The organism is Pseudomonas sp. HD57-3 (genome assembly GCF_056113135.1).
In genome coordinates this window covers 3048263-3060144 of record NZ_CM148568.1, presented here as the reverse complement: position 1 = coordinate 3060144, position 11882 = coordinate 3048263, and the positions used below count along the sequence as shown (strand labels likewise).

Below are 11882 nucleotides of genomic sequence, written 5' to 3'. Positions count from 1 at the left end.
AGACTCATGCCCAGAACGGGACGCATCGTGCTACCGCACTACCCGCACCATATCGTGCAGCGCGGCCATAACAGGCAGGTTGTTTTCGCCGAGCCAGCGGACTTCGAGCGCTATCTCTCTGACCTGCGCGAGCTCAAGGAAGCATTAGGTATAAAAGTTTATGCCTACTGCTTGATGACCAATCATGTGCACCTGCTGCTCGCCCCAGGGGAATCAACGTCCAGCCTTGGACAGCTCATGAAAGCCCTCGCCGCAAGGATGACTCGGTATCGCAACAAGGTTGAGGGGCGGACTGGCACGCTGTGGGAAAGTCGCTACAAATCCAGCGTTGTTCAATCCGACACCTATCTATTGGCTTGCAGTCGCTACATCGAGTTAAACCCCGTAAGAGCCCACATGGTGGCGCGTGCGGAAGACTATCGCTGGTCGAGTATTGCGCTACGCGTGAACGACTTTTCAGAGAACACTTGGCTGGACAAATACCCTTGCTTCCTGGAACTAGGACCTAACGATTCCATCCGGCGTGAGCGCTATAAGTCATTTGTTGAAATGGCTACACCCACCAATGAATTGCAACTCATCAGGGGTGCACTGCAGCGCGGCCAACTGACTGGCGACATGAGATTCGTCGACGAAATCGAAAAGATCACCGGAAGACGAATCCAATTCAGAAACCGAGGACGGCCAGAGAAAAGTGCTTAAAATCAAAAGGGGACAATTAAATAAATCTGTCCCCTTTTGATATGCCAACTTTTAATTAGAGAATAATCCATATGGCGCAAGAAACTCAATTAAATCATCTTCAGGAAAAGGATATAGCTGCTCAATCCTGACAATTGCAACGTCATCTCTTGCCACTCTCAACTGCATTTTCATTTTTAGCCTCACCTCACTGTTCGATATAACCTCCGCTCCAATCACATCTACACCAAATCTCTCACTCACCTTCCGAACCAGCTCTGGAAGAATATATTCCGACTCACCCAAACCCGTCACTCTTAAATTAATACTCATAAGACACCCCGCAAAGAAATCAAATAATCAAAGGGGCAGATTTATTTTCCAACCCTCCACCCCAAAGAGTATTGATATAAACACCTAAAACCACAGCTGATAGAAATGACAGTTTTTAATACTTATTCAGAACAAACGAAATTCTGAATAACGATAAGGAACGGAGGACGCGGACTCATTTAATTCATTCTCTCCCCAAACCAGCCAAACCCTCTCCGTCACTCCCCCCATCCACTGCCACCACTGGATATCCCCCCAATCCCAATTATGCTCAATGAAACCCCGCCCTCCCGCGCGGGGCGGTGATTGTGTGCACGCTCCACGAAACACCTGATACGGCATCCGCCACAGGCCTCGGGTACGCGACGTTGATGAAGTGCTCCGGCCTACAAAAACAAGCACGACGGAGAACACCCATGGCAGTACTCGACAGCATGTCCACCGGCAGCGCGCCGCCCACCAACCACAGCATCAGCCGCGAGGAGCGCAAGGTGATCTTTGCGTCGTCCCTCGGCACGGTGTTCGAGTGGTACGACTTTTACCTCTACGGCTCCCTCGCCGCGATCATCGCCAAGCACTTCTTTGCCGGGGTGAACGAGACCACGGCGTTCATCTTCGCCCTGCTCGCCTTCGCCGCAGGCTTTGCGGTGCGGCCGTTCGGGGCGATTGTGTTCGGGCGGTTGGGCGACATGATCGGGCGCAAGCACACGTTTCTGATCACGATTGTGATCATGGGTGTGTCGACGGCGATTGTGGGGTTCCTGCCGGGTTACGCGACCATCGGGGTCGCGGCGCCGATCATTCTGATCACCCTGCGATTGCTGCAAGGTCTGGCGCTGGGCGGTGAGTACGGCGGCGCTGCAACCTATGTGGCCGAGCATGCGCCGAAGGGCAAACGCGGGTTCTTCACCTCGTGGATTCAGACCACCGCAACGCTGGGGCTTTTTCTGTCGCTGCTGGTGATTCTGGCCTGCCGCACGGCGCTGGGCACCGAGGCGTTCGAGGCCTGGGGCTGGCGGATTCCGTTTCTGCTGTCGATTCTGCTGCTGATCGTGTCGGTGTACATCCGCCTGCAACTGAGCGAGTCGCCGGTGTTCATGAAAATGAAGGCTGAAGGCAAAGCGTCGAAAGCGCCGCTGACCGAGTCCTTCGCCCGTTGGGACAACCTGAAAATCGTGATCATGGCCCTGCTCGGCGGCACCGCAGGGCAAGCGGTGGTCTGGTACACCGGGCAGTTCTACGCGCTGTTTTTCCTGCTGCAAACACTGAAGATCGACCCGCAGACCGCCAACCTGCTGATCGCCGGTTCGCTGCTGATCGGTACGCCGTTCTTCGTGATTTTCGGCAGTCTGTCCGACCGCATCGGGCGCAAGGGCATCATCATGGCCGGGTGCATTCTGGCGGCGGTGACCTACTTCCCGATCTTCCACGCGCTGACCCAATACGGTAACCCAGACGTGTTCATCGCCCAGGAGAAAAACCCGGTCAAGGTGATCGCCAACCCCGACCAGTGCTCGTTCCAGTTCGATCCGGTGGGCAAGGCCAAATTCACCAGTTCCTGCGATCTTGCAAAAACCATCCTGGCCAAACGGGCGATCCCGTACGAAAACGTGGTGGCGGAACCGGGCACTGTGGCCCAGGTGCGCATCGGCGACAAGGTCATCGAAAGCTTCGAAGGCACGCCCCTGCCGGCCGCCGACTTCAAGACCCGCAACGACGCCTTCACCGCCAGCCTCACGACCGCGCTGAAAGAAGCCGGTTACCCGGAAAAAGCCGACCCGGCCAAGACCAATTACCCGATGGTCTTGCTGCTGCTGACCATCCTCGTGATCTACGTGACCATGGTCTACGGCCCGATCGCGGCGTGGCTCGTCGAGCTGTTCCCGGCGCGCATCCGCTACACCTCGATGTCGCTGCCGTACCACATCGGCAACGGCTGGTTCGGCGGGTTCCTGCCAACGGTGGCGTTCGCGATGGTCGCGGCGACCGGGGATATCTACTACGGCTTGTGGTACCCGATCGTGATTGCGGTGATGACGGCGATTCTCGGGATTTTCTTCATGCCTGAAACCAAGGATCGCGACATCCATCACACCTGACCCGCTTCGCTCGATGCTGTGCGTGACGTTCGCGCACAGCATCGAGCGTTGTCACATCGGCGTCATTCTCCCTTGGTAACGTCGTCGCGCCCCGATGACCCGACCACCAAGGTGACCCTCCCGGTGTACTCAAACCCGACGCGCCAGACCCTCATCCTGCGATCCGACAACATGGCCAGCGACGACTTCGGCGTCCTGTTCTCGCGAATGTTTGGCAACCGTTATGGCGACACACCGCCGCCACCCAAAGACATCATCATTGGCGGCGTTTACGGGCGGTACGAAGGGGTGAGTTTCCGGCGCATGCATTATCGGGGTGATTTCACGGTGGCGTTTCCCGAGCCGTTCGACGAAATCACCTTCGTCATTCCCACCGCCGGCAAGATCGTTTTCAACCATGAATCCGTGGGGCTGAGCGATGTGGGGCTGGCCATCGACAAGGCGGATCTGCGTTCGATGCGTTTCGTCGACAATCACGCCCAGCACGGCATGTCGATCAGCCGCGCGGCGCTCACCGAACGGCTGTCGTCACTGCTGGGACGACCGATCGTGCACAAACTGCATTTCGAGCCGAGGGTGGATCTGAACAGCCCGGCGTTTCAGGGCATTCGTGCGCTGATCGATCTGGCCACCGGCACCGAGTTCGATCTGTTGTTGAACGCCGGTTCGCTGATGCCGTCGCGCCTGCGGGAGATGCTGGTAGACGCGGTGCTGGAAGCCTGGCCGCACAACTTCAGCGAGGCCTTGCGCCGCCCCGAGGCGCAGATCGCGCCACGGCATGTGAAGCAGGCCATCGAATACATTCAGGCGCATCCCGAGCAACTGGTCAGCGGAACGGATCTGGCGGGTTTGGTGAACGTCAGTTTGCGGGCGTTGCAGGAAGGTTTCCGGCGATTCGTCGGCACCTCGATTGTCGCGTACCAACGCCAAGTACGCCTGGAGCGTGCCTGTGATGCATTGAAGCAAGGCCCATCGTCTTCGGTGACCGACGTGGCCCTGCAATTCGGATTCAGCAACGTCGGCCGATTTTGCCAGTACTTTCAGGATGCCTACGGCGTGAGCCCTGCAGAAATGCGAAAAGGACTGCGCTGAGGCAGTCCTTTTTCTTCACTTTCAGTTGATCAGAACTGATAACTGGCCTTGAGACCGCCGCTGAAACCGTGGCTGTCGCCGCCACCGCTGGCACCGACTTCGGCGCCCAGGCTAAGCGCACCGAGGTTGGCCATCAGGTTGACGCCGCCGCTGAACTGATCGCGGTTGTCGAACGCCGCGCGCTGTTCGATATCCAGCCCCAGCAGGTGCCCTTCGCTGTCGACCTGATGATCGCCGAGCACACGCTCATAACCGACCCGCACGCCCGGCACCAGTTGCCACGCGCCCATCGGCATCGGGGCGAACGAGACGTCGAGATTGGCCACCGCGCTGCGCCGGGTTTCCTGAATGTCATCGACATTAAGGGCCAATTCGCTGCCCTTCTCCTGGAAGCCGGACAGGTCCAGACGGCTGACGCGCACGCCAAGGCTCGGTTCCAGAATCACAGTGTTCAGCGGCATGCGATAACCCAGCGCCAGCGTCGCGCCGCTGAGGTTGCCGTGGGTGTCGCCCTTCGCCGAACCGAGGCCGCCGCCGAGGTCGCGTTTGCTGTCGTAGTCGACGTAGCCGGCGCTGACGTTGGCATCGACAAACAGGCCACGTTCCAGGCTGGTAAAGCCATAACGGGCGCCAAGGTCGAGGAAGGTGAAATCGGTATCGGCCTCGCCGCCTGCCCCGCCCACCGAGCCTTTGCTGTAACCGATGCCGCCGCGAGCGCTGAATTGTTCGGAGAAGCGCTGCGTGACGCCAACCATCAGGCCCTGACTGTGTTCGTTGCTGCTTTGCGCATGGGCCGAGCCGTCGGTGCCGAGGTAACCGGCGAGCGCGGTGCTCCACAAGCGGTATTGACCGACCTTGAGGTCAGTGCCGCTGGCGAATGGCGCGGCGGCCTGCTCGATCATCGCGTTCTGACGCAGCAGATAACTCGCCGCGTCCGCATGTACCTGACCGCCGACCGTGGACTCGACACCGCCCAGAGTGCCGGCGTCGATGGCCGATTGCAGGTAGTAGTTGTAGGCGCTGTAAATGCCCGAGAGTTTGCTGTTCTGCAATTCCTGCAACAGTTGCGCGCCAGCGGCGGCGTTGCCGATCAGCCCGGCCTGACCGGGCAGGCTGTTGTACTCGACCATTTTGCCGCGCAGCACGTAAATGGTTTCTTGGGACAGACCCAGCCCCTGCTTGAGGTAGTTGTCCATGCTGCCGTATTGCGCAGTCACCTGATCCAGGCCCGCTTGCAGGTAACTGGCCTCGACGCCCAGCAGCGGCGCGTAGATCGCGGCCATGCTCGGCGGCATCATCGCCAGGGTCTTGGCCACGCGGTCGGCGGTGTAGTCGTTGGTCGCCAGGTAGTTGCTCATGATCGTCGCGTTGTCGACCCCGGCGATGCTTTGCAGCACGGCGGCGGTCCAGCCGGTGCGATCCTTGCCGGCGGTGCAATGGAACAGCGCGGCGCCGTCGACACCGGCCAGTTCATTGAACAGCACACCCAACTGCCCGCGCATGCCGGCGTCGCTGACGAACGCACGGTTGGTCTCCTGCATCATCGCAGTCGCATCGGCCGCGCTTTTGAACGAGACCGTGGTGATGTTCGCGCCGGAGGTGGTGCTGCCGATGATGTCGATGTTCTGGTAGGTCGCACCGCTTGGCATCGTGTCCGGCGTGCTGGCAATTTCGCTGGGCGTGCGCAGGTCGTACACCGACTTGATCCCCAGACCGTTGAGGGTCGCCAGGTCCGCCGCCGTCGGCGTCAGGGCATTGGAGCGGTAAAACACACCGGCGCGCATTGTGCCGTCATGGGCCGTGGAATAGGCGGTGGTGGTGCCTGCGATATCCCGAAAATTGTCGATGCCTGCCAGGCGCGGGGTATCGAGATCGGCGGCCTGGGCGGCAGCAATGGACAGACTCAGCACGGACAGCGAACACACAAGACGTTGAAACACGGGGCAGCCTCACTGGAAACAGGTTGGGCTGCCCACTATCTGCATTGAAATTTGACGGAATATGACAATTGCGAAAAGGCCAGAAATAGCGGCGCGATCTGTCCGTTTGCCGCGTTTTCTGTCCGTTTTATACGCACTGATCGTTTAAATCCTCGACACGTTTTGACGTTTTTTTTGCAAGCGGCAACGTAAAATGCCCTCCCCAGCCATCGTGGAAGCCGTCAATGACCGACGCAGACGAAGAAATCCTGAACCAGGCAGCGCACTGGTGCCTGCGCCTGCAAGAGGACGATTGCACGCCCGACGAACGCCAGGCGTTTGAGCAATGGATTCAACTCAGCCCGCGCCAAGCCTTCGAATACGCGAAAATGCTGGAAATCTGGGACATCAGTGAGCAATTGCCGAACCACTCGACGACTCGCAAAAAACTGCTGATCGATCCTCCCCGGCCCGCCGCGAAGGAGCAATCCTCACGGTGAGCATTCGGGGTTAGAATCCGCGGGGTTCGGCTTACAGTTTAAGGATGATCCCGGCATGGCCACCCCCGACATTTCCCTGCAAGACACCGCCGCCCCCGAGGGCGTCTGCTTTGGCTGCGGCAGCAGCAACCCACACGGTTTGCACATCAAGAGCTTCTGGCACGAAGACGGCGTGCACGTCATGGCCGAGCACGTGCCCGAGGCCAAATACTGCGGCTGGCCGGAGCTGGTCTACGGCGGCCTGATCGCCATGCTCGTGGACTGCCACTCCAACTGGACCGCGATGGCCTATCACTACCGGGCGGAGCAACGCGAACCCGAAAGCTTGCCGCGCATCAACTGCGTCACCGGCAACCTCGGCATCAAGTTCATCAAACCGACGCCAATGGGCGTACCGCTGACGCTGAAGGCCCGAGTCGACGGTGAAGTCGGGCGCAAGACCCGAGTGATCTGCGAGGTGTACGCCGGCGATGTGCTGACGGCGGTGGGCGATTCGGTGTTTGTGCGAGTGGATACCGAGCAGTTGGCAGCGGCGGCGCATGGACGGAATGAAGATCAATGAGTAACCGAGCAATAAACATTGTGGTGATTATCGCGATCAGCGTGATGGTGGTTGGCAAGCTGGAGTGGCTGACGAATTCGTATTTGCTGGCCCTGGCACAAGCGGGCGGTGATTTTGATCAGATGATTATCGACATCTGGTTTGGGGTGGCCTTTCACTCTCTGGTAGTGATCGTCGTGCCGCTGCTGCTGGCGTACTTCAAACAGACGCTTGCCAGTTATGTCGTGTTGATACTCGCGTTGTCGATCTACATTCTGCTCATCACAGGTGTCAATACTATTGCCCTGGTCATCGCCGGGCTAATGATCGCAGCAGTGGTATATGCGGTATTCACGCAATCGATCAACCTGATCCGGTACTTTCGCGCGAAGTGACCCGACTTACCGTTTACCTGGAGCCCCGGCCATGCCCGATCGCAAAATCATCATCCCCGACTCCATGAAAACCATCGTCGAACGCGCCGGATACGCCCCGGCGGTTCTGGTCGGCGACACGCTTTACTGCGCCGGCCAGGTGGGCCGCACCGCTGATCTGCAAGTCATCGAAGACCCCGAGCAGCAATTCATCCGCGCCTGGGAAAACCTCGACGAAGTGCTGAAGGCCGGTGGCTGCACGTTCGACGATGTGGTGGAGATGACCACCTATCACGTCGACATGAGCCAACACATGCCGGTGTTTCGTGACGTGAAAAACCGCGTATTCCCCAAAGGCTTCTGCGCCTGGACCTGCATCGGCGTCAGCCAACTGGCCCATCCGGGGCTGCTGGTGGAAATCAAATGCGTGGCGGTGCGCAGGCGCGCTATACCTGAGTAACGCCATTCCCCTCATCGAGGTGTTGAACGATGGACTTGACCCTCTATTACCACCCGTTGTCGTCCTACTGCCACAAGGCGCTGATCGCCCTCTACGAACACGGCGTCGCGTTCGAGAAACGCTTGATCGACCTGTCCAGCGAAGCCGAACGGGCCGAGCTTCAGGCGTTGTGGCCGCTGGTCAAATTCCCGGTACTGCGCGATCACGCGCGCCAGCGCACGGTGCCGGAATCGAGCGTGATCATCGAGTACCTGGATCATCAACCGGGGCAGTCGCAGCGACTGATTCCCGAAGACTGGGAGACCGCGCTGGACGTGCGTCTGTGGGACCGGTTCTTCGACCATTACGTGATGACGCCAATGCAACAGATCGTCGCCGACCGCATCCAGTCCGCCAATGGCGACCTGAGCAGTCAGCGGGCGCTGCTGGCCACGGCGTACGGCATGCTCGAACAGCAGCTGACCGACCGCGAATGGATCGCCAGCGCGGATTTCAGCCTGGCCGATTGCTCCGCCGCGCCGGCCCTGTTCTACGCCAGCACGCTGGTGCCGTTTGCCGCCGAGCAACCGCGCCTCAGTGCCTATTTCGAACGGCTGGTGCAGCGCCCGTCGTTCAGCCAAGTCATCGAAGAAGCCAAACCGTGGTTTGACTTCTATCCCTTTGCCGAGGCCCTGCCCCAACGTTTCCGCTGAGGCTTAGCCTTACGCCGGCTGGTGACTAGTCACGCAGTGAATCCCGCCACCACCGGCCGCGATGGCGTCGATGTTGATCTGCACCACGTCGCGGTTCGGGTAAAGTTTTTTCAGCAGATCGAAGGCCTTCTTGTCCGCGTCCTTGTCGCCAAATTCCGGGGCGATCACCGCGCCGTTGATCACGAAGTAGTTGATGTAGCCGGCCGCGAAGTCGTCGTTGTCCTTGTTGAACTTGGTCTTGCGCGGTTTCAGCGGTGGCGACACGGTGTGGATCTGCAACGGGCGACCGTCGGCGTCAGTGGCCTTTTTCAGGATTTCCAGGTGCGCCAAGGTGACCTTGTTGTCGTAGGAGCGCGGGTCGGTGTCGAGGTTGGCGATCACCACGCCGGGCGTGACGAAGCGCGCATAGAAATCGACGTGGGCGTCGGTGATGTCCTTGCCTTTGATGCCCGGCAGCCAGATGATCTTGCGCAAACCGAGGCGTGCTTTGAGTTCCGCCTCGACGTCAGCCTTGCTCCAGCCGGGGTTGCGGTTTTCGTTGACCCAGCAGCTTTCGGTCATGATCGCGGTGCCGTGGCCGTCGACTTCGATGCCGCCGCCCTCGCCCACCAGTTCGCTGCGCTGATAGGTTGCCTGCGCATCGGCCGCCACGCGCTTGGCGATCTTCGCGTCTTTCGAGTGCTGCTGCTTGTTGCCCCAGCCGCTGAAGTTGAAGTCCACCGCGCCCAGGCCATTCTTGTCATCGATGACGAAGTTGGCGCTGATGTCACGCATCCAGATGTCGTCGAGGTTGGCGATCTGGTAGGTGATGTTGGACGTGCCGCAAATCTCTTCGGCCAGGCTGCGTTCGCCGCTGCGGCAGTAGATGGTCAGCGGTTCGTAACGGGCGATGGCGCGGGCGATCCGGCCGAGGGCTTCCTGGACGTCTTCGGTGAAGTCTTCCCAGATCGCGTCCTGCGCGCCGAAGGCCATGTAGGCGCGTTCGTGTTTGTCGCCCTCGTCGGGCATGAACCAGCGACCTTCGCTGGCCGCCAGCACGCGCGCCGGTGACAGGCCGAGGCCCATGACGGCAGCGCCTACGCCGGCGGCGACTGAAACCTGTTTGATGAACTCGCGACGAGTTGGCATGTGTAACTTCCTGATGTGTAAGGGGCTGCCGCAGCAGCCCGGAAAAATCACTGTGCAGTGGCGGTCTTGAACTTGGTCCAGGTGCGCATGCGGGCACGCATGTCGGCCTGGGGAATATCCTTGCCCGGTATCAGACGAGCATAGGTCGCTTCGTCGAGGTAGATGTCCGGGTTGTTGCGCATCGCCTCGTCCACGTTTGGCCGGGCCTTGGCGTTGGAGGTCGGGTAGCCGGTGAAATTGCTGATCGCGGCCATGTTCTCCGGACGCATCACGAAGTTGATGAATTCGTAGGCGTATTCCGGGTGTTTGGCATCGACCGGAATGGCCATGGTGTCCATCCACACCGTGGTGCCCTCGCGCGGCACGCGGTACTGGAAGCGGGTCTGCTTGCCGGCGCTGTCCGAAGTGCGCTGGGCCTGGGTCATGTCGCCGCTGTAGCCGAGGGACAGGCACAGGTTGCCGTTGACCAGATCGGTCACCGGTTGCGACTGGAACTTGCGGATATACGGCCGCAGTTTCATCAGCAAGTCACTGGCCGCTGCCAGATCCGCAGGCTTGGCGCTGCGCGGGTCGCGGCCCAGATAGTTGAGCACCACGGCCAGCACTTCGTCCGGCGAGTCGATCATCGAAATCCCGCAATCGGCGAATTTGGCCGCCAGTTCCGGTTTGAACAGCATGTCGAGGCTGTTGACCGGGGCGTCGGCCATGCGCTGTTTGATCTGCTCGGCGTTGTAGGTCAGGCCGATGGTGCCCCAGGTGTACGGCACCGTGGCCTTGTTCGAATGCTCGTAATGGCTGCGCAGCTTTTGCAGGCCCGGTTCGATGTCGCTCATCGCCGTGATCTTCGAAGGATCCAGCGGCAACAGGCTGCCGGCGCGCATCAGGCGTTCGGCCACGGTGTCGCCGGGGAAGATCAGGTCGTAGCCGCTGCCGCCAGAAAGCATCTTGGCTTCCAGGGTTTCGCTGCCGTCCATCACGTCGTAGATCACCTTGATCCCGGTTTCGGCGGTGAATTTGCTCAACGTGTCTTCAGCGAAATAATCCGCCCAGTTGTACAGCCGCAGGGTCTTGTCTTCGGCGTGTACGGCGGGCATCAGACCGGCCAGCGCCAGGCCCAAAGCGCCCAGCAACCATTTGTGTGAAGTAGGCATATCAGACTCCTTGAGGATTCCAGCGGGCGTTAAGGTGACGGCCGTCCTGGCTCAACAATGCGCCGTACATTTCCGGACGACGGTCGCGGTAGATGCCCCAGCTCAGGCGATCTTCACGCATGGCTGCCAGGTCCAGGCTTTGCACCAACACGCCGGTGCTGGCGCGATCGGCTTCGGCGAGCATTTTTCCCTTGTGGTTGCAGATGAACGACGAGCCGTAGAAATTCATTTGCAGCGTTGCATCGGTGCCCGCCACTTCGCGGCCAACGCGGTTGGACGCGATCACCGGCAGCAGGTTGGCAGCCGCGTGGCCACGCATGGTCATCTGCCAGTGGTCCCGCGAATCCAGATCCGCGCAGCCCGGTTCCGAGCCGATGGCGGTCGGGAACAACAACACTTCGGCGCCCATTAACGCCAGGCAGCGAGCGGTTTCCGGGAACCACTGATCCCAGCAGATGCCCACGCCGAGGCGGCCGAAGGCGGTGTCCCAGACTTTGAAACCGGTGTCGCCGGGGCTGAAATATTCCTTCTCCTGATAACCGATGGCGTTGGGGATGTGGGTCTTGCGGTACACGCCCAACAGGCGCCCGTCGGCATCGGCCACGCTCAGGGAGTTGAAGTAGGCGTTGCCGGCCTTCTCGTACCAGCTCAGCGGCAGCACCACGCCGAGCTCACGGGCCAGCGCAGCGAAACGCGACAGCACCTGACTGTCGCGGTACTCCTCGGCCAGCCCCATATGGTGGTGGCTCTGTTCGATGCAGAAATATGGCGTGGCGAACAGCTCCTGCAACAGGATCACTTGTGCGCCCTGCCCGGCCGCTTCACGCACCAACTGCTCGGCGCGGTCGAGGTTGCTTTTCAGATCCCAGGTGCATGGCATCTGGGTGGTGGCGACTTTGAGCAGCGTCATCG

12 protein-coding genes and 1 pseudogene are annotated in these 11882 nt (G+C 60.1%); 8 read left to right on the top strand and 5 right to left on the bottom strand.

Going from position 1 to position 11882, the window contains the following annotated elements:
* The first annotated feature begins 6 nt into the window (after window positions 1–6).
* Complete coding sequence (locus AC0R79_RS13665) at window positions 7–702, top strand: transposase (protein ID WP_474734862.1); 696 nt, start codon at window positions 7–9, stop codon at window positions 700–702.
* Between the two features lie 69 nt (window positions 703–771).
* Here the strand turns inward: AC0R79_RS13665 and AC0R79_RS13660 are convergent.
* Window positions 772–852: pseudogene (locus tag AC0R79_RS13660) on the bottom strand (hypothetical protein); the annotation flags it as partial.
* A 578-nt stretch (window positions 853–1430) separates the two neighbouring features.
* Between AC0R79_RS13660 and AC0R79_RS13655 the strand changes: the two are divergent.
* Both AC0R79_RS13655 and AC0R79_RS13650 read left to right on the top strand, forming a co-directional pair.
* Complete coding sequence (locus AC0R79_RS13655) at window positions 1431–3113, top strand: MFS transporter (RefSeq protein WP_375746907.1); 1683 nt, start codon at window positions 1431–1433, stop codon at window positions 3111–3113.
* Between the two features lie 171 nt (window positions 3114–3284).
* A complete protein-coding gene (locus AC0R79_RS13650; RefSeq protein WP_474735103.1) occupies window positions 3285–4205 on the top strand; it encodes an AraC family transcriptional regulator in 921 nt (306 codons plus the stop codon).
* 29 nt (window positions 4206–4234) lie between these two features.
* Here the strand turns inward: AC0R79_RS13650 and AC0R79_RS13645 are convergent, their stop codons facing one another.
* The gene (locus AC0R79_RS13645) at window positions 4235–6145 is read right to left on the bottom strand and encodes a tyrosine-protein phosphatase (RefSeq protein ID WP_474734859.1); all 1911 of its coding nucleotides are present in this window, start codon (window positions 6143–6145) and stop codon (window positions 4235–4237) included.
* A gap of 224 nt (window positions 6146–6369) precedes the next feature.
* Between AC0R79_RS13645 and AC0R79_RS13640 the strand changes: the two genes are divergently transcribed.
* Genes AC0R79_RS13640 through AC0R79_RS13620 form a run of 5 tightly spaced genes read left to right on the top strand, consistent with a single transcriptional unit; the run spans window position 6370 to window position 8691 of the window.
* Window positions 6370–6624, top strand: a complete 255-nt coding sequence (locus AC0R79_RS13640) for a FecR/PupR family sigma factor regulator (RefSeq protein WP_474734857.1) — start codon at window positions 6370–6372, stop codon at window positions 6622–6624.
* 55 nt (window positions 6625–6679) lie between these two features.
* A complete protein-coding gene (locus AC0R79_RS13635; protein ID WP_474734855.1) occupies window positions 6680–7186 on the top strand; it encodes a PaaI family thioesterase in 507 nt (168 codons plus the stop codon).
* Window positions 7183–7560 (top strand): hypothetical protein, encoded by a 378-nt coding sequence (locus AC0R79_RS13630; protein ID WP_127797871.1) that lies wholly within the window; start codon window positions 7183–7185, stop codon window positions 7558–7560. The genes AC0R79_RS13635 and AC0R79_RS13630 overlap by 4 nt, the downstream gene beginning before the upstream one ends.
* A gap of 31 nt (window positions 7561–7591) precedes the next feature.
* A complete protein-coding gene (locus AC0R79_RS13625) occupies window positions 7592–7999 on the top strand; it encodes a RidA family protein (RefSeq protein ID WP_474734853.1) in 408 nt (135 codons plus the stop codon).
* A gap of 29 nt (window positions 8000–8028) precedes the next feature.
* On the top strand, window positions 8029–8691 hold the full coding sequence (locus tag AC0R79_RS13620; protein ID WP_127797869.1) for a glutathione S-transferase family protein: 663 nt from the start codon (window positions 8029–8031) through the stop codon (window positions 8689–8691).
* Window positions 8692–8700: 9 nt separating this feature from the next.
* Here AC0R79_RS13620 and AC0R79_RS13615 read toward each other — a convergent pair whose 3' ends face one another.
* From AC0R79_RS13615 to aguB, 3 genes are read right to left on the bottom strand one after another with little or no spacing between them, the layout of a single operon-like run.
* On the bottom strand, window positions 8701–9819 hold the full coding sequence (locus AC0R79_RS13615) for an agmatine deiminase family protein (protein WP_127797868.1): 1119 nt from the start codon (window positions 9817–9819) through the stop codon (window positions 8701–8703).
* Between the two features lie 47 nt (window positions 9820–9866).
* On the bottom strand, window positions 9867–10970 hold the full coding sequence (locus AC0R79_RS13610) for an extracellular solute-binding protein (protein WP_474734851.1): 1104 nt from the start codon (window positions 10968–10970) through the stop codon (window positions 9867–9869).
* A 1-nt stretch (window position 10971) separates the two neighbouring features.
* Window positions 10972–11880, bottom strand: a complete 909-nt coding sequence (aguB, locus tag AC0R79_RS13605) for an N-carbamoylputrescine amidase (RefSeq protein ID WP_474734849.1) — start codon at window positions 11878–11880, stop codon at window positions 10972–10974.
* Window positions 11881–11882 lie beyond the last annotated feature (2 nt).